General features: G+C 42.9%; 17 protein-coding genes. 4 read left to right on the forward strand and 13 right to left on the reverse strand.

Going from position 1 to position 20,829, the window contains the following annotated elements; all coding sequences use genetic code 11:
• Positions 1 to 30 precede the first annotated feature (30 nt).
• From ACE01R_RS15645 to ACE01R_RS15665, 5 genes are read right to left on the reverse strand one after another with little or no spacing between them, the layout of a single operon-like run.
• Entirely contained in the window at positions 31 to 1,620 is a 1,590-nt protein-coding gene (locus ACE01R_RS15645) for an ABC transporter ATP-binding protein (RefSeq protein WP_395552443.1), read from the reverse strand.
• Positions 1,595 to 2,608, reverse strand: coding sequence for an ABC transporter permease (locus ACE01R_RS15650; protein WP_395552444.1), 1,014 nt, complete (start codon positions 2,606 to 2,608; stop codon positions 1,595 to 1,597). Before ACE01R_RS15650 ends, ACE01R_RS15645 begins: the two co-directional genes overlap by 26 nt.
• Entirely contained in the window at positions 2,608 to 3,672 is a 1,065-nt protein-coding gene (locus ACE01R_RS15655) for a microcin C ABC transporter permease YejB (RefSeq protein WP_395552445.1), read from the reverse strand. The genes ACE01R_RS15650 and ACE01R_RS15655 overlap by 1 nt, the downstream gene beginning before the upstream one ends.
• Before the next feature lie 39 nt (positions 3,673 to 3,711).
• Complete coding sequence (locus tag ACE01R_RS15660; protein WP_395552446.1) at positions 3,712 to 5,550, reverse strand: extracellular solute-binding protein; 1,839 nt, start codon at positions 5,548 to 5,550, stop codon at positions 3,712 to 3,714.
• Positions 5,551 to 5,579: 29 nt separating this feature from the next.
• Entirely contained in the window at positions 5,580 to 8,858 is a 3,279-nt protein-coding gene (locus ACE01R_RS15665) for a LysM peptidoglycan-binding domain-containing protein (protein ID WP_395552447.1), read from the reverse strand.
• Positions 8,859 to 9,079: 221 nt separating this feature from the next.
• Between ACE01R_RS15665 and dnaQ the strand changes: the two genes are divergently transcribed.
• The 3 genes from dnaQ to nudC all read left to right on the forward strand — a co-directional run bounded on the left by dnaQ (position 9,080) and on the right by nudC (position 13,050).
• Complete coding sequence (dnaQ, locus tag ACE01R_RS15670) at positions 9,080 to 10,507, forward strand: DNA polymerase III subunit epsilon (protein WP_395552448.1); 1,428 nt, start codon at positions 9,080 to 9,082, stop codon at positions 10,505 to 10,507.
• 126 nt (positions 10,508 to 10,633) lie between these two features.
• Positions 10,634 to 12,277, forward strand: a complete 1,644-nt coding sequence (locus tag ACE01R_RS15675; RefSeq protein ID WP_395552449.1) for a chemotaxis protein — start codon at positions 10,634 to 10,636, stop codon at positions 12,275 to 12,277.
• Positions 12,277 to 13,050, forward strand: coding sequence for an NAD(+) diphosphatase (gene nudC / locus ACE01R_RS15680; protein WP_395552450.1), 774 nt, complete (start codon positions 12,277 to 12,279; stop codon positions 13,048 to 13,050). Before ACE01R_RS15675 ends, nudC begins: the two co-directional genes overlap by 1 nt.
• Position 13,051: 1 nt before the next feature.
• Here the strand turns inward: nudC and ACE01R_RS15685 are convergent, their stop codons facing one another.
• The 4 genes from ACE01R_RS15685 to ACE01R_RS15700 are packed head-to-tail and all read right to left on the reverse strand — an operon-like array spanning position 13,052 to position 16,039.
• Positions 13,052 to 13,939, reverse strand: a complete 888-nt coding sequence (locus tag ACE01R_RS15685; RefSeq protein WP_395552451.1) for an alpha/beta hydrolase — start codon at positions 13,937 to 13,939, stop codon at positions 13,052 to 13,054.
• A complete protein-coding gene (locus ACE01R_RS15690) occupies positions 13,929 to 14,615 on the reverse strand; it encodes a BON domain-containing protein (protein WP_395552452.1) in 687 nt (228 codons plus the stop codon). The genes ACE01R_RS15685 and ACE01R_RS15690 overlap by 11 nt, the downstream gene beginning before the upstream one ends.
• 60 nt (positions 14,616 to 14,675) lie before the next feature.
• Positions 14,676 to 15,104: a YraN family protein gene (locus ACE01R_RS15695; RefSeq protein WP_395552453.1), complete on the reverse strand. Its 429-nt coding sequence runs from the start codon at positions 15,102 to 15,104 to the stop codon at positions 14,676 to 14,678.
• Entirely contained in the window at positions 15,104 to 16,039 is a 936-nt protein-coding gene (locus ACE01R_RS15700) for a penicillin-binding protein activator (protein WP_395552454.1), read from the reverse strand. Before ACE01R_RS15700 ends, ACE01R_RS15695 begins: the two co-directional genes overlap by 1 nt.
• Positions 16,040 to 16,051: 12 nt before the next feature.
• Here ACE01R_RS15700 and rsmI point away from each other — a divergent pair, with 12 nt between their 5' ends.
• On the forward strand, positions 16,052 to 16,891 hold the full coding sequence (rsmI, locus tag ACE01R_RS15705; protein WP_395552455.1) for a 16S rRNA (cytidine(1402)-2'-O)-methyltransferase: 840 nt from the start codon (positions 16,052 to 16,054) through the stop codon (positions 16,889 to 16,891).
• Positions 16,892 to 16,970: 79 nt separating this feature from the next.
• On the opposite strand, the gene ACE01R_RS15710 is transcribed toward rsmI, so the two are convergent.
• From ACE01R_RS15710 to ACE01R_RS15725, 4 genes are all read right to left on the reverse strand, one after another.
• Positions 16,971 to 17,219, reverse strand: coding sequence for a hypothetical protein (locus tag ACE01R_RS15710; RefSeq protein ID WP_395552456.1), 249 nt, complete (start codon positions 17,217 to 17,219; stop codon positions 16,971 to 16,973).
• Between the two features lie 176 nt (positions 17,220 to 17,395).
• Positions 17,396 to 18,640, reverse strand: a complete 1,245-nt coding sequence (locus ACE01R_RS15715) for an FAD-dependent monooxygenase (RefSeq protein WP_395552457.1) — start codon at positions 18,638 to 18,640, stop codon at positions 17,396 to 17,398.
• The gene (ubiH, locus tag ACE01R_RS15720; protein ID WP_395552458.1) at positions 18,637 to 19,845 is read right to left on the reverse strand and encodes a 2-octaprenyl-6-methoxyphenyl hydroxylase; all 1,209 of its coding nucleotides are present in this window, start codon (positions 19,843 to 19,845) and stop codon (positions 18,637 to 18,639) included. The genes ACE01R_RS15715 and ubiH overlap by 4 nt, the downstream gene beginning before the upstream one ends.
• A 376-nt stretch (positions 19,846 to 20,221) precedes the next feature.
• Positions 20,222 to 20,644 carry a hypothetical protein gene (locus tag ACE01R_RS15725; RefSeq protein ID WP_395552459.1) on the reverse strand — a complete coding sequence of 141 codons (423 nt, stop codon included), beginning with the start codon at positions 20,642 to 20,644 and terminating at the stop codon, positions 20,222 to 20,224.
• Between the last annotated feature and the right edge of the window lie 185 nt (positions 20,645 to 20,829).

Below are 20,829 nucleotides of genomic sequence, written 5' to 3' on the forward strand. Positions count from 1 at the left end.
TAATTCTGACAATATGACTTGTCAGTATATTTATACGTACTGACTGGCTTCAATCAGTTGACGGGTATATTCAGTTTGCGGATTTAAAAACAGCTGATCAGTAGTTTGAAATTCCATGACCTGCGCCCGACGTAACACCAGCACTTTCTGACACAGAGCTTTGACCACCTGTAAATCATGACTGATAAATAGATAACTGATCTGATGCTCTTGCTGCAAACGTCTGAGCAATTTCACAATCGCACGCTGTGTGGTACGGTCCAGCGCCGAGGTCGGCTCATCTAAAATCAGCAGCTTTGGACGTAATATCAAGGCTCGTGCCAAGGCTACCCGTTGACGTTGCCCACCAGACAATTCATGCGGATAACGGGTTCTAAAGCTAAGCGGTAATTCTACTTTTTCCAGAGCTTCATCAATTCGCTGTGATATTTCCATGGCTGACAGTTTTTTTAGAGCTAAACCTTCGCCAATGGTTTGTTCCACGTTTAAGCGTGGATTCAGACTGCTAAACGGGTCTTGAAACACAATCTGAAATTCGGCACGTAATGGCCGTAACTGCTTTTCATTGCATTGGTTTAAATAGGTACCGAGCAGCACAATTTCACCATCACTTTTAATCAAGCGGGTAATCGCCAAAGCCAGCGAGCTTTTACCCGACCCGCTTTCCCCAACAATGCCAATCGATTCACCTTGCATTAACTGTAAATCCAAAGGTTCGACTGCGACAAAGTAATCTTTGACCCGGTTGAGTAATCCCTGCTTGATCGGAAACTTCACCGCAACCTGCTTTAAGGTCAATAAATTTTCAGCTTCTGGAATGTGTAGCGCCTCACCAAAATCATGATTCAACAAATCACGGGTGTAAGCCTGTTTCGGATGTTGAAATATTTGCGCAACGCTGCCCTGTTCTTCTACTACACCCTTATTCATCACAATGACCTGATCGGCATAGCGACGTACCAGATTAAGATCATGGCTGATCAGAATCATCGCCATCTTGCGGTTTTGCTGTAAGGATTTAAGCAGTTTGAGAATCTGTGCTTGCAAGGTGACATCCAGAGCCGTGGTCGGCTCATCGGCAATCAGAATGTCCGGATCTAAGGCCAAAGCCATAGCAATCATCACCCGTTGCCGCTGTCCACCGGAAAGCTCATGAGGATATCTGCGCAATTTATCTTCAGGGTCGGAAATGCCGACATCTTTTAATAATTCGATAATTCGCGCTTGGGTCTTTTGCTTTGACCAGCCTTGCAGCAATAAAGTTTCACCGATAATTTTCTCGACCCGATGCAAGGGATTTAAAGCCGTCATCGGTTCCTGAAAAATCATGGCAATTTTATGGCCACGAATTTGTCTGAGCTGTTCAGTCTTGAGTGACAACAGATCTTGCTGCCCCAATAAGGCCTGACCTTTTATTTTTAAGGTACTGGGTAACAGTCCCAGCAAAGCCAGACTGCTAATCGACTTGCCCGAACCACTTTCACCGACCAAGGCAATCGTTTCACCCGCATGCAGCTGAAAATTCAGGTCATCTACCAGCACCTGCTCTGCCTGCCGGATATTTAAATGCTGCACGCTTAACAAGGCTTGCGGATTATTGGCGTCTTGGATCGAATGCATCTCGTGTCGCCTCCCCAATATAAATCAGTAAAGATAGAACAATGGCCAGGGTAAAGAAGCCGGACAGTGCCAGCCATGGTGAATTCAGGTTGGATTTACCTTGTAATAACAGCTCGCCTAAAGATGCTGCATCCGGTGGTAAACCGTAGCCTAAAAAGTCCAATGCCGTCAGTGCTGTGATGTTGGCAGTCAACATAAAAGGGAGCTGCGACAGGCTAGAACTCATGGCATTCGGCAAGATGTGGCGCAGCATAATGGTTCGGTCTGTGACGCCCAGACTGCGTGCTGCACGCACATAGTCCAAATTACGTGCTTTTAAAAATTCGGCGCGGACCAATCCCACCAAGGTAGTCCAGCCGAATAACAGCATAATCAGAAACAGCCAATAGACGTTTGGTGTAAACATGCTGACCAGAATCATCACCATGAATAGCATCGGCAAACCGCCCCATACTTCTAAAATCCGCTGCCCCAATAAATCGACCCAGCCACCGTAATAGCCCTGAATCGCGCCCACGGCAATACCTAAAAGCGCTGATGCAATTGTGAGTGCAAAACCAAAAAGCAGTGAAACCCGTAAACCATAAAGGATACGGGCAAGTACATCACGGCCCTGATCATCGGTACCCAACCAGTTTTGCGAGGTCGGTGCAGAAGGTACGGGTACTGCCAGTTCCAGATTGGGGGTTTGATAGGAATATTGAATCAGCGGCCAGATCGCCCAGCCTTTTTCATCAATCAATTGCTGCACGACTGGGTCTTTATAATCAGCTTCGGTTTCAAATACTCCGCCAAAAGTCGTTTCCGGATAAGACTTTAACACCGGTACAAAGAGTGAATGGTTATAGCTTACCAACAGCGGTTTATCGTTGGCGATCAGTTCAGAAGCCAGTGATAAAACAAAAATCACGGCAAAGAAAATTAAACAGCTAAACCCAAGCTTGTTTTCTTTAAAGCGTTTAAAACGTGCTTGCATTAAAGGTGACATTATTCAGCACCTCGCGATTCAAAATTAATCCGCGGGTCAATCACCTGATACAGCACATCACTGATTAATCGCAGCACTAAACCGAGTAAAGTAAATAAGAACAATGTACCAAAAATCACTGGATAATCACGCTGTTGAATGGCTTCAAAACCCAGCAGACCCAAACCATCCAGATTGAAAATAATTTCGATAAACAGGTTGCCGACAAAGAAAATGCCAATCAGCGCTTCAGGCAAACCGGCAATCACAATCAGCATGGCATTGCGAAACACATGGCCATAAAGTACCCGTGATTCGCTGAGGCCTTTAGAACGTGCCGCCAAGACATATTGCTTGTTTAACTCTTCCATAAAAGAATATTTGGTTAAATAGGTGAGGCTGGCAAAACCGCCAATCACCATCGCCAGTAAAGGCAAAGTCATATGCCAGAAATAGTCTTTGATTTTGCCCAGCCAGCTTAAGCTGTGAAAATTTTCCGACACCAAACCTAGCAGCGGAAACCACTGAAAATAGGAACCACCGGCAAAGAATACAATCAGTAAGACGGCAAATACGAAAGCAGGCACGGCATAACCAATCGCCAGTAACAGCGAGGTGGATTTATCGAACAGCATGCCATGCTGACGGGCCTTTTTAATGCCTAAGGGAATGGAAACCAGATATATCAGCAAAGTACTCCACAAGCCTAAAGACAAAGACACCGGCATTTTTTCCCAAAGCAATTGCGTCACTGGCTTGTCTTTAAAAAAACTGCTGCCAAAATCAAAACTGGCATAACTTTTAAGCATGTTCCAGAAGCGAATGTGCGCAGGTTGATCGAAGCCGTATTGGGCTTTAATCTTCTCCACCATTTCTTCACTTAAGCCTTTCGCTCCTTGATAATTACTTTTGGCACTGGCAGTTTCGCCACCAGTCGCACCGAGGCCCTGAAAAGCTTCAGCCTGTTGAATGGCTTGCTCAACGGGTCCACCCGGTGCAATCTGGATCACCACAAAGTTAATCAATAAAATGAAAAACAGCGTTGGAATAATCAGCAGCAGTCTTTTTAATATATATATGCCCATCGAAACAGTGTTCCTTGTGCCTGCGTTATGCCTTATTGTTTATTTTTGACCTAAATACTGGGTGACTTTTTTGGCTTGCCCGGCATCACTCCACCAATAGTCAATGCCAGATGACAGCTTTGGTTTGACCTTCGGCTGATGATACATGTTCCAGTAAGCAAACCAGTTTTCACCCTTACCATAGGTCGGAATTTGATAATAACCGGCACGCAACAGGCGATCCAGCACCCTGGTTTTCAGCACCAGTTGCTCACGACTAGGTGCATGAATAACCTGCTGAACCACCTCATCAATCACAGGATTTTTAATACCGGCATAATTGTAGTTCCCCGGCTGATCTGCCGATGCACTGCCCCAGAGCTGCGCCTGTTCATTGCCCGGATTTAGCGACTGTGGCATCACACTGGTAGTCATGTCAAAATCCTTGGTCCGCATGCGCTCGATATACTGCGGCACATCGACATGACGGATGGCGACCTCTACCCCTAAACGCTTCATATTGCGTATAAATGGCATCAAGGTGCGCTGCAAACCATCCTGATGAATTAAAAACTCGATACGAATCGGCTTGCCTTGGGTATCCAGCAAACGACCATTTTTAAAGGTATAACCTGCTTTTATGAGTAGCTGGCGTGCAGTCAGCAAGTTATTGCGGTTAAATCCGCTGGCATCAGACACCGGATATTTCCATTCTTTCAAAACGCCTTGACGTTGAATTGGATTCAGTCGGGCTAAATAGGGTTTTAAAATGGCCAGTTCTGCAGAACTTGGAACACCTTTGGCTTCCAGCTCACTATTGGCAAAATAGCTTTGTAAGCGTCGATATTGTCCATAGAACAGCGCTTTATTTTGCCATTCAAAATCGTAAGCATAGGTAATGGCCTGACGAAACTTGATGTCTTGAAAAGGCGCACGACGGCTATTAAACACAAAACTTTGCGTTGGAATCGGGTTGTGGTGCTGAAAGCGGTATTTCACCACCATCCCTGCTTTTACCGCAGGAAAACGATATTCAGTCACCCATTTACGTGCAGTAAACTCTTCATGCAGGGTATATTGCCCCGACTTAAAACCTTCAAAGGCAATATCCAGATTACGGTAATAGACATACTTCAAACGGTCAAAGTTATAACGGCCTTTATTGACCGGCAAATCTTTGCCCCAGTAGTTCGGATTGCGTTTATAACTAATACTGCGCCCTGCATCTATGCGATCGATCAGGTACGGACCCGAACCTAAAATCGGCTGCATGGTGACCCGGGTGAAATCTTTCTTCTGCCAATCACGTTTTGAATAAATTGGCATTTGCGCCAGAATCAACGGCATTTCCGCATTATTGTCAGATTTAAAACTCATCTTGACCGCATATTTGGACAAAACTTCGGTTTTATCCAGATCGGACAGATACATCTGCAGTCCCGGATTCGCCTTGGTTTTATAGGTATCAAAAGTGAATTTGACATCTTCAGCAGTCACTGCACTACCGTTACTAAAGCGTGCTTTAGGATTTAAATGGAAAATGACATATTTGGTTTGCTTGGGATCATAAGTCACTTTCTCCGCCAGCAAGGGATACATCACCCCCGGCTCATCCAGCGAATTCGACATCAGCGTGTCAAACAGATATTCCACCCCATCAGTTGAGCTGCCTTTGCCATTCATACTGTTTAAATTGTCAAACGTGCCATTGCTGGCAGTACTTAAATAACCGCCTTTAGGCGCCTGAGCATTGGCATAAGGCATGACCAACAAGCCAGCATATTTCGGCTGGCTATGGACAGCAATATAAGGCGTGGTCTGCACGGCAGCCCATAGCCATTGCGTCAAAAGACTGAGACCCCATGCAAAACCCCAATATTTCGCCCTGGCAAATGACATCTAAATTGACTCCCTGTCTTTGCGTATTGTTATAAGTTTGGAACTTTAATCACATCACCAATACGCAATTGTTTATTGGGTTGCATATCATTCATTTCTGCGAGCTTTGAACTTTCCAGACCATAACGGTTGGCGAGGCCAATCAGGGTATCACCGCGTTTGATTTTATACTCAACCACAGTTTTAGGGATCACAATTTGCTGACCGACACGTAAACCTGAACGCGTGCTAAGGTCATTCAGTGCTGCCAATTCAGCTACCGATACCCCAGTCCGATTGGCAATCGCATTTAAGGACTCACCCGCTTTCACGGTATACGCATCGGTGTTTTTAGATGATTTCACTGCTTTTTCTAGAGGCTCATCCACCTTAGCGTCCAGTTTTGGAAGATCCCCGTCAATTTTTAAACGTTGCCCAATACGAACGGTTGAATTGCGGGTTAAGCCATTCAATGCAGCTAAATAATCCAGCTGTAAATGATATTTCTTCGCAATATTGCTTAATGTTTCGCCAGGTTTAACCACATGGCTATCACTCTTTTCAAAGCTGACTTTTTCAATTTTAGCTTCTACTTTTTGGGATGTTGCGACTGGTTCTTCACCAGTCAGTTTCAAACGCTGTCCCACCCGTAGGCCAGTATTGCGGTTAATGCCGTTGATATTGGCAATATAATCCATGCCTAAATTATATTTGGCAGAAATGGCAGACAGGCTATCCCCTGATTGCACCGTATAGTTATCCGGAACCGTTGAACTTGCAGGAATCTTCAGAGTTTGACCTACCCGAACGCCACTGTTGTTGGATAATTTATTCAGCTGTGCCAATTCGGTTAAGGAAATTTTCGATTTGGCTGCAATGCTCGACAGGGTATCGCCACGTTGCACCTGATAATTTTCAGTCTTATACGATGGCTCAATGTCTGCCGGTTCCGCTTTCACCGAATTGGATTTTTCTTCTGGCTTGGTCTCTACCTTACTTGCAACTTCCTGTAAGGGTACATTAATTTTTTGTCCTACTCTTAAACTGCTGCCCGCAGTCAGACCGGTGGTTAAATCTGCCAGCTCCTGATTGGATAAGGCATATCGGTCTGCAATCAGTTTGAGATATTCGCCACGTTTAACCACATAGGACTTGGTTTTCACTTTAGCAGTGGATTTTGAATTATTGCTCTTGGTTTCAGCAGTATCGGAATTGCTTTGAGCTGTTTCTTTTAACGATAGTTTTTGTCCAACGCGTAAACCGCTGCTGACTGATAAATTATTGTAATCTGCCAGCTGTTTCACCGATAAGCCAAACTGGCTAGCCACTCCGGTCAGACTGTCATTGGCCTGAACTACATAGGTTTCAGGCTGTGTTTTAGACTTAGTCGATGAAGAAGTTTCGCTATTTTGTGGTTTAGCATCATAAAGATAAATACTGGTTCCCACATACAGCGGAGAGTTTGGATCAATCTGGTTCCATTTCGCCACATCACGCCAGTTCAGACCATTTTTCATGGCAATGACGGCTAAGGTATCACCCGGCAGAACGGTATAGGTACTGCGTTTTCCTTTTGGCGGTACCACCACCACTTCTGAATCGGTCTTAACGTAGTTTTTACCCTGGTTGCGTTTAGCTTCATCTGAATCAGCCCGGGTACTTTCCGCCACGCCTTTTGGATAAGCGAAACCTTTGGTTAACTCCTTGCCTTGCTGTTCAGCGACTGACAGGCTGGTTTGAATGGCTGTTAACTTAATTTTGCCATCAAATGGATCGACAATTTCGGTACCTTGCGGTGCAATGGCTTTAATTTCCGCCACTACTTTTTCTTGTTCGGCTTTACTTGCTACAGGTTGAAGTATCTGTTCTACCGTTTTATTTTCACCTTCTGCTTTCACGGCCGCCATAATTTGCTCACGTTCAGCGGCAGACAATGGTGGTTCTACAGTCACAGGTTTGACATTTGCCACCTGACTCACCGCAACAGGAATACGTGGTGCACTCGGAATATCCGTATTTGCAGCAAAAGATGCCAAGGCATCAGAACCTTGAGGCGTAGCCATACGTTTTCCGGTCGAAGGCTTTGTTACCATTACAGGATTTGTCGCTTGTACCGGAGTAGCAGTGACTGGCTGAGAACTTTTAGTGGTGCTTGTGGCTAATAACGGTGGCGCTGTTTTTACCGGATTAATCACTTGAGTATTGAGTTCAGGTGGGTTGCTTTTTTCCGGTGTAAAAGGTTGTGCTGTACTCGCCCATAATGCACCTGAACTTGGTGAGAGTTTTTTCAGTCGGGCATCAACAGCAGGACTTAAATCCGCAGGAATAATGATCTTCATTGGGCTTTGACTATCAATCCAATCACCACGATGACCTGGATTTAACTGATACAGCTCGGCACGGCTTAAACCGGTAATGGATGCAACTTCATTTAAACTCACCGGCCCTACCGACACTTCCCTAAAGTGTGGTCGGTTGGCAATCGGCGGTAAAGACACCCCATAGGCATTCGGATTTTTAATAATTTGTGCCACAGCCAGAAAACGTGGTACATAGTTCATGGTTTCCTGAGGCAGTTTCAGTGACCAGTAATCTGTAGGTAAACCTGCCGCCTTATTGCGGTTAATCGCTTGCTGAATACGTCCCGGACCCGCATTGTACGCGGCCAAAGCCAACTCCCACGAGCCAAACTGATTATATAATCCACCTAAGAACTCATAGGCAGCACGGGTCGATTCCACCACATCACGACGGCCATCATACAAACTGGTTTGTCTTAAACCATAAATCCGTCCGGTACTTGGAATAAACTGCCACATCCCGGCTGCTGCTGCACTACTGGTCGCTGCAGGGTCATATGAACTTTCAATAATCGGCAATAAAGCCAGTTCTGTCGGTAAACCACGACGTTCCGCCTCTTTCACCGTATGATAAAGATAACGTGAAGCACGGGCACTCAAACGGTCCAGATAAGGTTGTCGGGAAATAAACCAGCCGCGCTGCGCTTCAATACGCGCATCCCAATGGTTATAATCCATCTTGAATCCAACGGTCATACGCTTCCAAACATCACCGTGTTTTAAAATAAGTAGACGGTCGCCTTCCACCGCACGCATATCCGTTGCAGACAATAAATCTTCTAAAGAATCCAAGCTATCGGCATCTAAGTATCCGGACGAACCGACCATTTTCGATTTTGAGCCATGTGTTGCACTTTGGCTTGAGGAACAGCCTGACAGTCCCAAAGCAGCTAAGGCTGAACCCAGTACTGTTATTTTTAAAAAATTGGGTAATGCAGGCTGCCACAAAATCGCGGTTGGTTTATACATAAAAAAATCCAAACAACTCGTATAAAATTTATTTTTTAGATCTGCCATTGTAGTGAAGCATAGGGTAGACACAAGGGATTAATTTAGCGCGATTTCACTATAAATGTTACAAGAATTTAAAAAATAACCATGTTCTACACTTTTAGAGTGGAATTGCGTTATACAATATGTCACTCACCCGGTTTATTTTGACTCTCATTTAGCGTTCGGATTTGGTTTATATGACTCAAACAATCACTCTTTATGTCGATGGCGCTTGTCGCGGCAATCCTGGTTTAGGCGGTTGGGGTGCATATATCATTACAGAATCAGAAAAGCATAAACTGTGTGGCGGAGAAGCAGAAACCACCAATAACCGCATGGAACTCACTGCGGCGATTGAAGGTATTCAATTTTGTCCCCGCGATGCCAAACTGATCATCTGGACAGATTCCAAATATGTCAAACAAGGCATCACCGAATGGATTCATGGCTGGAAAAAGAAAAACTGGAAAGATGTCAAAAATCCGGACCTGTGGAAATTACTGGATGCCACTTGTCAGGGGCGTGAAATTGAATGGAACTGGATTAAAGGTCATGCCGGACATCCGGGTAATGAAATGGCTGATCAACTGGCCAATCGGGGTGCTGATCAAACATTAAAAGCCATGAAAAATCTCTTATCATCTGCCGAAACTGCATTAGAACAAGCCGATATGCTGGATAAAAAAAAAGCTGAAAAAGACTGGTTATTAGATGATCCCTTTGGTTTCGACCTGATGGAAGCCGAACTGCAAGAGGACAGCGAAATTTTAGATAATGACGCTTTAGAAAATACAGAACAAGAAAACCATCAGGCAGACAGTATGCAAGAACAAAGCGAAGATCAAGACACGATTGTACCTAGCATTACTACGGCTTCGGAAAAACCGTTACACCCACATATTGTGATTACGCCACGAACAAAGGAAGTTCATGGTCCACGCCAGCTAATTCTGGATACAGAAACCACCGGTTTCTATTTTCAGGACACTGACCGTATTATTGAGGTGGGCGCGATTGAAATGGTCAACCGCAAATTGACCGGCAGTTCCATTCATATTTATATCAACCCGCAAAAACCGGTGGGTGAATCTGAAAATATTCACGGTATTTCAGACGAGTTCTTGAAAGACAAACCGCTATATCAAGACATTGCCGATGTGCTGTTTGACTATTTAAAAGGCGCAGAAATTATTGCGCATAACGCAACCTTCGATATGAACTTCCTCGATATGGAATTCAAACGTGCAGGCTTTGTTGCATTATCGGAAGTGTGTGAAGTGACCGATACTTTGGCTATGGCCAAGAACAAACATCCAGGGCAGAAAAACTCCCTCGATGCTTTGGTACGTCGTTATGAAATTCCGCAGCGTGACCGTACTTTCCACGGTGCCTTACTCGATGCCGAAATTTTAGCGGATGTCTATCTGGCCATGACTGGTGGTCAGGTGTCTTTCGATATGGATACCCTTACAGAGGCCGAGCAACAGCAAGGTCAAACTGCCCGTTCCACCGTACAAATAGATTTGCCAGTAATTTTACCTTCAGCTGAAGAACTGACTGCACATGAGAATTGGGTCAAACAATTTGAAGAAAAACATGGAACAGCTTGTCTTTTTGCAAAATAAAATCTACATTTCTAGTGGTTTTTTGTATTTAAACGTTTAACAGTTAAGTTATAGTTAAATGCAAAGAAGTTTAGCCTTGAACAGGCTACTCATAAACAGATAAAACACTAGGAAAGGTGCAGATACATGTCTTACCAAACCTCAATTCATTTTGATCCGACGGCATTGCTGATAATAAAAAATGAGGTTGATAACTCAATTAAATTAGTTGAATCAGCGGTTAGTTCCTTGGCAGAAGACCAGACTTTACCTTTTGGTATTGACGATGCACTGAATCAATTTGAGCAATGTGCTCAGGTCCTTGCCCTGATTGATATGCAAAGCCTGGCTAAAATTGCTCAATATTCAGCTGAGTTAATGCGCAAGATCATGGGGAATCCTGCACAAATTAATACTCAGGAAGTGGTGGCCTTAAGTGAAGGCACCACCATGTTAAAACGCTATATCGAATTTATTTGCTTACGCGAAGTTAAGATTCCACAATTCCTGCTCGACACCTTGAATCGTCTGGAAATTGTGCTGGGTAAACCCATTACCCATGAAGGTCAGCATATCGAGTCATTACTGGACTGTATCACCCCCGATTTTAAATTGCCTCAAGCACCAGGCTTGGAAAAATCACAATATGTACATCGCCTGTACAAATTGTCTTTAAACAAGATGATTAAACAGGAAGAAACTGAATTGGATCTACAGGCGATCAAATTGGTCGGTGCATATTTGGCAGGTCTGGCAGATAACACGCCAAGCAAGCAATACTGGAATCTGGTGCATGTGGCATTCAATCAAATTGATCATTTGTTGCTTAATGATGCACGTTTACGTACCCTGATCAGTATTGAACGCAATATGGCGCAATATTTTAGTGTTTCAGATCGCTTCAAGCCAAGTCTGCCCGATTTAGCCAACATCTTAAGTTTGTGCATTAGTCAGGAAAATGATACGACCCAGCATATCCGTAACCAGTTAAACATTGGCGAAGATCATTTAACCGATACGCAATTGCAGGTGTTTAGCCGCCATCTCTATGGCCCTGATTTTGATACCATGCATACCATTAGTGAACTTGTGACCACAGAAATGACACAAATTCGTAATGACATCGAATTCAACTATCAAAACATGACAGCTGAGAAAACTCGGGAATTACAAGACAAATTAATGAGTCTTGGCAACATTTTCAAAGTGTTAAATCTGAGTGAAGCTTCCAATGATTTGTCTCGCCAAGCCAACTTGCTGGACAAGACAGAAGTGTTAAAAGATGAAGGCTTTGCTCAACAATTGATGAATTGCATTTTATCTGCCATGAATTCAATTGGTGTTCTGGAACGTCATCACACTTCAAGCCGTCTACAGCTTCGTGTCAACAACATGAACATCTCTTTAGACCGCCTGGATGAAGCACACGATGCCTTGCTGAATGAAACCAAAGCCGTGGTGACTTTGGCAAGTGATGCCCTGATGCAATATTTGCAGGATAATAATCTGACAACCTTAGAGAACACAGCCACCCAGTTACGTGAAATTGGCGGAGCATTGCTGTTCTTAAATGCTGAATCAGGTCAAAACTCGTTAAATACTGCAGCAGCATTTATTCAGACACAAATTGAAAGCTCTGCTGCTATCAGTGCTGAACAAATCAATCACACGCTCGATACTTTAGCCAGTGCCGACATGCTGATTGACAATTTAAAATCGAAACAGCCTGTCCTGCAGTCCATGTTTGATGTAGCATTGCAAAGTAGCGAAAAACTGAAAACTGTTGCCTAATGTCTGAATTGTCACTTGCTTATATCTTTCATCAACATCAACTTTTAGTCGATGAAAACTTTCAACTCCCTCGGCTAGAACGTTTAGCAAGTGACCTTCACTTCAGCACGGGTGATCAAGTGATTGCCCGTGATTTGCTCGAAAATGAGCCTCTTCCCGCAGGCTTGCAACTGGTTCCCATCCGCCAATTATTAACACTATGGGATACCCAACAGTTTGAAACTGCCAGTCGTGCAATACAACTTTTAGAATGGCGTAGAAATCATAAATTCTGCAGTCATTGTGGACATGCAACTGAAGTTCATCCGACTGAATATGCCATGGTGTGCCCGGCTTGTGGTTACCATCAATACCCTCGCGTTAACCCTTGTGTCATTACCGTGATTACCCGTGGTGACGATGAAATTCTGCTGGCTAAAAATGCCAAAAACAAAAGCAATATGTATGGCCTGATTGCAGGTTTTGTTGAAGTTGGGGAAACTTTAGAAGAAGCAGTACGTCGTGAAACTTTTGAAGAAGTAGGATTAAAAGTAAAAAATATTCAGTATCTTGCTAGCCAGCCCTGGCCTTTCCCGAGTAACTTGATGCTCGCTTTCCGGGCTGAATATGCTTCTGGAGAAATAAAACTTCAAGAAGAAGAAATTAGCGATGCGCAATTCTTTAAAATTGATCAACTGCCTGAAATTCCATTTAAAGGCAGTATTGCCTACGCCATGATTAAACACATTACCGAAGGTCATCCGGTGGCAGATGACACCCGTGAATGGCTGTAAGTTAGGGCTTTAGAGCTTCTTCCAGTACTGCCAAAATTTGTTTTTTGGTCTGGAAATGGCGACTGAACAAACTGGCAACAGAAGCCATAATGGAAACATGTCCTGTACCCGGGATGGTAATCATTTGGCTGTGATTGCCCTTTTCCTGCAAAACTCGATGGAAATCTTCTGAATTGTTATGCCCCACCACCTGATCATTGGATGCTAAAAACAGGTAATGTCGCACCGTATTCGTTTCAACAAAATAATACGGCATTACCTGTTGATAAGGTACGCTCTGATCAAAGGCATCTGCACAGATCGGATCATCTTTATAATCAAAGTGATAAGGCCCAGAAACTCCAATAATCGCACGAATTTGAGCACGGCAATGCAAGGCATAGGGCTTCGGATTATAGAGTGCCGACATCACATTAAATGCACCGGCTGAATGTCCCATCAATACCAGTTTTTCAGTCTGAATATGGTATCTAGACTGATGTTGAGTCAAATAGTTTAATGCAAGACTCAGGTCATCAATATAACTGGGAAATACATGTTCGGGCGCAAGATGATAATTAATCACCGCTACATCATAACCTTCTCTGGCGAAGGCTTCTCCGACGAAGCGGTAATCTTTTTTATCACCATGCAGCCATGCCCCACCATGCACAAAGACAATTAAAGCACGCTGTTCACGCGGCACTTCGGTGGTAAAAATATCCAGGCGATGCCGAGCTTTTAAGCCATAAGCAATATTTTCAGTTACCGTATAACCTTTACGTGAGGTTAAACGGTTAAGTGCATAACTGCCAAAATCGTAAAGGCGAAAATCTTTATATATAATTTTCACCTGTTCAACTTTTTGATAAATTTTCTTTTTTACTGCTTGTGTAACCTTATTGAGCATATGACGTTGGCTCAGCTTGATCTGGATCAATGGCGACTGGGGTTTGTTCAACCGGTTGTGCGTTTACCATAGGACTGCTAAAACTTGAAGTCATGGCACGCGATTGCTCAATATTATCAATTAAAGTAATAATTTTAGTCACGTTGCCCACTTGCTGCAACACCTGGTTCAAATCATTAATTTCTGCAGTATTTAAACGCCCCATGACATATAAAACACCATCCTCGGTGTGAATACGTACTTTACTGTCAGACACCACCACAGCTTTCATAATCAGACCACGTGTATTTGCAGTCACAGTGGTATCTTGCATGATGGTGCTATAACCAATCTGATTACCGACAACAATGTAATTATGCACGGTTTTCACATCACTCATGGCGCGGACATTATCTTCCGCTAACTGTTTTAAGTGTGCATCCGGCACTTGACCTGTTAACAATACATTGCCATGAAAACTTTCAATATTGACGCGAGATTGTTTAAAACGACTATCTAATTTATATAAATTGATTTTAGCGGTACGTTCGATAGAGGAGTCAATAAACACCTGTCCAAGAGAACGGGCACCACTTTCTGTACCTACCGGGGCTGATCCTGTGCCACTAGAGATAAAACTTGCACAACCAGATAAACTTGCTACACACAGTAACGTCATTGCAATACGGTTAAACACTCAGCAAGACTCCTCATTATTCAGTTCTATTTTATGTCAGCATTTACGCTATGATTTTGTTCAAAGATTAATAAACTCTTGATCAAAAGTAAAAGCATTTTCAATCCATTGTTGATCATAAGTGAATTTAGAAAAATCTTGCTGTATGGTTTTTGCAAATTGTTGAAGAAAATCAAAACAAATCACATCAAAACGACAATAAAAAGTTTGAAACTCTGGATAGGCATGCAAAAAGCACAGTGCCGATTTCATAATTTTGCGCTGTTTGGAAAAAGAAATGCTTTCGAAGGACTGAGCATATTGGGTCACTGAACGTGCCTTGACTTCGACAAAAATCAGTTCCTGAGCCTGCTGTACAATCAGATCAATTTCCCCGTAACGGCAATGATAATTTACCACAATCAGCTGAAAGCCTTGAGCCTGCAATAACATTAAAGCCTGCCGTTCAGCCCATTGTCCCAAATTTAAATGCGCCGGAAGGTTTGACATTACAATACCCTAATTCCCTTTTTAGTATTTTCGAAGCAATGCGGAATACGGCGAATTTGATTATGGCTGATTTGAACCAGTCCGGTACGGCCCTGAAACTGCATGCTTTTTAAATTGGGTTCGGCCAAATATTGGCTCGCAATATGCCAGGCATCCCCACCAAAAGCGATCAAGCGCTGATAAGCCATGGAAACGGTGTTGGGTTGAGTGGCCTGAGTGACATCTGGCCATTCAGAGCCATACAAGGCCGGAGCATCACAAAACTTCCCCCCTACTGGCAATATCTGATCTTGTTCAATGGCATTTGGTAAAATATAGATGTTTTTATGCGGCAGCTTGGTCAGTTGATTGAGCCAGGCATTATTCCCCAGTAGTAATAAACCGGTATGTTTATTTAATTTTTTGGGTGCTTCCTCAATTAAATTCAGGGGATAATCTGTCTGGGTAAGTAAAGAAATCAGAAAAAGCTCATTATCAATATCAGAATCCTTTTGCTGTAACACATACAGCTCTTTAATTTTGTCATCTTGCAATACCTGATTCAGCGCCACTGCATCATCCTGCTTGGACAAACTAAATTGACTCACATTGGCAAACTGCGATGACACTTCATTCAAGGCCAGAACCCGAACCTTTGGCTGTACCTTAATTACAGCTTCCACATCCTGACGTGCCAAAGGCCCCACCACCATTTGCGTTTTTTTATTGATGTTTTGTTTTAACAGCAGGCTTATTTTCTTTTTATCTGAGTTTACAAATTTAATAGGGGTTTTTGAGTCCGATGCCTGATAAGCACTCATAAAACCCTGTTTGATACTTAATCCGGCTCGCGCCATAGGTTCCGATTCAGGTAAAATGACCAGCACTTCAGCTTGAGCGTGGTTAAAAATGCAATACAGCAGAAAGCCTATTAAAAATTTTTTATTATTCAACATTGGAGAAACCTTATGAGTGCTCAGTTATTTGTTGTAGCGACCCCAATTGGGCACTTAGATGACATTACTTATCGTGCTATTGATATTCTAAAGTCTGTAAGTATCATCGCGGCAGAAGATACACGTACTTCCGCTCAATTATTAAAGCACTTTAATATATCAACTCCACTGACTGCCTGTCACGAACATAATGAAAGCAATAAAATTGACATCTTGATCCAGCGATTGCTGAATGGCGAAAATATGGCACTGATCAGTGATGCAGGTACACCGCTGATTAGCGATCCGGGTTTTAAACTGGTTCGTGCAGCCCAAGAGCATAATATTCGTGTTGTGCCGGTACCGGGTGCCTGTGCAGCCATTGCGGCGCTCAGTTCAGTCGGCTTACCCAGTGACCGCTTTAGTTTTGAAGGTTTCTTGCCTTCTCGCCAGTCACAGCGTCTCAGCCAGTTAGAAAAGCTGAAAGATGAAACCCAAACCCTGATTTTTTACGAAGCGCCCCATCGAATTTTAGAGTCGGTGAAAGATATGGCACAGGTTTTTGGTGCCGATCGTCCTGTGGGTTTTGCCCGTGAAATTACCAAGACCTTTGAAACCATCAAAAAGATGACTTTGGGCGAATTAGTTCAATTTGTCGAGTCAGATCACAATCAGCAAAAGGGCGAAATCGTTTTAGTGATTGGCGGTGCAACTGAAGAAAAAGATCTGGAACAGGAAAAACTGGACCAGTTATTGACTCGCTTATTACAGGACTTATCTGTCAAAGCGGCTTCGCAATTGGCCGCAGATTTAACTGGAATAAAAAAGAAGGTGGCGTATCAACGTGCTTTGGAGCTCAGCAATAAAATTTGAGCGACTGTCAGTTGAAAAGCAAAAAGCATCACGAAAGTGATGCTTTTTTATTCTGCAACAAAGCCTGACAAAAAATCAATTAATCTTTTGCTGACTCGTCTGCAGGTACTTCAGTGATGCGACCACCACGAGCAAGGAAAGCAGCCACTTCGTCTTCCAAAGCTTGACGCTGTTTCAGTTTGGCAGTTACTGTCAGTGTTTCGGCTTCAGCTACATCACCATCAGTTGCAGCTGCATCACTGTCAGATGCACCTTTTTCAGCAGCTTTCGCTTCATCTTCATCAACTGCAGTTTCTTCTACATCATCGTAGTCATTCATATCTGTCATCTTTCTTTCTCCCCAAAAATGACTTCTATCAATCCAATTTAAATTGATTGCGAATTAGGAAGAAATTTAGCAATCTCTGCTCGTTTCGCATAGGGTCAATTTCAAAAAAAACGTATCTTTTTTAATCAAAAAAGTAACCTTATATAAATATTTGTACAAAAAGCAGTTCTTTGAGCTCAAACAGCATAACGTGTATCTTTTAAGATCTGCAATCCGTTGGCTTGAGACATGAAAGCATCTTTTAAAGCCGCATGCTGTTCTACCTCTTTCAAACCAAAATTTCGTGCCCAAACCACAGGGAAAAGCTGTGTCGTTTCCATCCATCCAATCGCAGACATGCTGTGCATCATGGCATCGTTTTGACCTTTACGGCGGTGTTCATAGCGTTGCAAGGTTTGCTCATGTGCCCAGACTCCGCGCTTTTTGTCATGCAATAAAACATCGCATAAAATCGCTGCATCCAGACAGCCAATATTGACACCCTGACCCGCCAATGGATGGATTACATGTGCAGCATCACCAATCAAAGCCAATCCATTGCGTACATATTGTTGTGCAGCACGTGCTTTTAGTGGAAATTGTGCCCGTGGTGTTGCTTCCAATACCTCGCCCAGCATGTGATGACTTTCACGCGTGAGCAGCGCAGTAAAATCAGCATCATTCAAAGCTGCATATTCCGCTGCATAATCGTCTGGCAATGTCCAGACAATCGACTGCCAGTATCCTTCCTGTTCCGGATTTAAACTGGCCATCGGTAAAAATGCCAAAGGCCCAGTTTCCAGAAAAATTTGACGGGCCACATGTTGATGTGGCTGAGCTGTTCGAATGGCACAAGTCAAACCGGCTTGTTTATAGTCAAGAATATCAATATCAATAAAGGCCTGCTCACGAACAAAGGAGTTTGCACCATCCGCGCCAATCACCAGTTTAGTTTTTAATTGACTGCCATCAGCAAGATGAATAATCCATACACCGACACCCTGCTCTACACCTGTGACCTTGACCTGAGTACGATAATCCTCAAGTTGCTCCAGCATTTGTTGCTGAATCGCAAGATTCAAAAGACTCGGCTCTACCATCGAACCTAAGGCTTGATCGGCAGAAGGTGTTTTTATTGAGGCTTGACCGAAATTAATTTCACCATAGCCATTTTTATTCCACACCTGCATGCCACTATAAGGCATCTGACGAGCGAGCTTGTCCCAAACATCTACAGTTTTAAGCAAATGAATAGTCGCTTGGCTGAGTGCCAATACACGCGGGTTGGCGATACTTTTGGTTTTCTCGGCATCCAGGATTGGAGCTGCATCCAGTACTGTTGCCTGCACACCACCTTGTGCCAGTAGCAATGCAGTCAGACCACCGACCAGACCACCACCAATAATGACGACATCTAAAACATCCGATTGATTCAGGCTCATGCTTTTAACCCCATTGCATAATTGGCAACCAGAGGTTTAATTCCTGGAATGGTATCAAAAGCCACCAAGCCGGTATTACGAAGGAATTTAAGTACAGGGTTGCTATTGCTAAAACCACGTACCACGGAATCACAGAATTTAATTACGCGTTGCTGATCGGTCAGACGGGATTTTTCATAGTCTTGCAGCATAGCTGCATCACCCAAGTCTGCTTGTTGAGCTACTTGCTCTGTTAAATAACGGACCAAGACGTAGGCATCACGCATACACAGGTTAAAGCCCTGACCGGCTACCGGGTGGATGGTATGGGCTGCATTACCCATCAGCACTACACGTCCTACCGCCTGTTTTTCTGCCAAAACTTGTGACAATGGGAAACTAAAACGCTTAGCGGTTTTCTGGAATTTACCGGCACGGTCACCATAGGTTTGCTGTAAAGCATCAAGGAAATGTTGGTCATTTTCATCGCCTAGCCATTCGCCTTCTGTGCCTTTTTGCACTGGCCAAACCACTGAACGGCGGTATTCACCCGGTAATGGCAACAGTGCTAAAGGCCCAAGCGGGCTAAAGCGTTCAAAACCCACATGATTATGCGGCTTAGAAGTTTGAACGGTAGTGACAATTGCCACTTGGTCATAGTCATGTTCAGATGCGCCGATTCCTAAAGCTTTACGGCAGAATGAATCTCGGCCATCGGCAGCAATAACCAGCTTGGATTGTAATGATAATGTTTCTTCGCCACGTTGTGCTTCGATATAAGCTAAATCAGCATCTTGGCTTAATGAAGTCACTTGTACGCCATCAATCAGTTCAATCAATGGCTGTTTGCGCACTTCTGTAAGTAACACCCGACCGAGCCAGGCATTTTCAATCACCTGACCAAAGCTTTCAACTTTTTCCTGTTCTGCTTTTAAACGTGCCTTACCAAAGCTGCCTTGTTCGGTAATATGCACTTCCAAAATAGGCGTTGCGTGTTCTTGCAAGGCATTCCATAAGCCGAGTTCTTGATAAATTTGGACGCTACGGCGTGACAAGGCACTGTTACGTGCATCAAAGCTCGAATGATAGGGTGCAAGATGGGCATCATCATAATTGGGGTACTTAATTGCTTCGAGTAACTTCACCCCAATGTTTGCCTTAGCCAACATCAAGGCTAAACTCAGCCCGACCATACCACCGCCCACAATGATGACTTCTTGCTGCATGCTTTGATCCTTTTTTATGAGGTATTCGAGTTCAGGAGATTCAATCGAAATACGTATAATCTGTAATGGATTTTATATTACCGCAAAGTAATTTATTTTTATAATGAAATAGCGTTGATGCCAAGGAAGATGATTGAATCTTGATGCTTTGTATTGAGATTGTTTATATTCACTAATCAAAACCGTGGAACATTGATCAAATAGTAAGCGTGCAACATGATAAATCATTAAAAAAGCCCAATCGGCAGTAATTGGGCTTTTCATATCAATATAAGACTATGATTTATATTAAATAAAAAATTGATTTCGTATAAGGTGTATTATGTTAATTTTAGGAAAACTTAATTTTTACCAAGTTATTATTTTATAAAAATTTTCAATTAATAGGTATACAGTCCAAAGGCTCATAAATATAAAAAGTAACTTTTCCTTCACTCACTTTTTCTACTTTTTTCAATTTTATAGAAGATGAATATGAGCATTCATAAGCAGATATAGCTTCTTTCATACTATCACTTGAGCTAAATAAATACTGTGATTCATATCCATCATCAAAATTGAATTTAATGATTTCTCTATATACTTCTATCCCTTTATTATAAAAAGTAATTTTTTCAAAATCTTCATTTGAAATAGACAGTTGAGCAGTATCCCAATTAAAGTTAGTCAAGCTTGAAAGTTTGATTTTTTGATTGTTTTCTTTCATTAATGAGTCGCCATCAAACCGTCTTTCTAAAACAAAAAAATAAAAAAGAGAAGCAGCGATAATAAATAAAATAGTAGATTTAATATTCATCATATTATGGTTTTATCATCTTAAGATTTTTAAATTAATTTAACATAATGGCGATTATACGAAATTCAGATGTTAGAAACCATTTAAAGTGTCTGTATTCTCACCAATAAAAATGTCTGGTCTATGATGCGCATCAACATCATGGACTGGATATGAATCGAGATGCTGATCACTATGTCTGACAAGGA

The organism is Acinetobacter sp. BSP-28, from assembly GCF_044130285.1.
In the GTDB taxonomy this organism is placed as follows: Bacteria; Pseudomonadota; Gammaproteobacteria; order Pseudomonadales; family Moraxellaceae; genus Acinetobacter.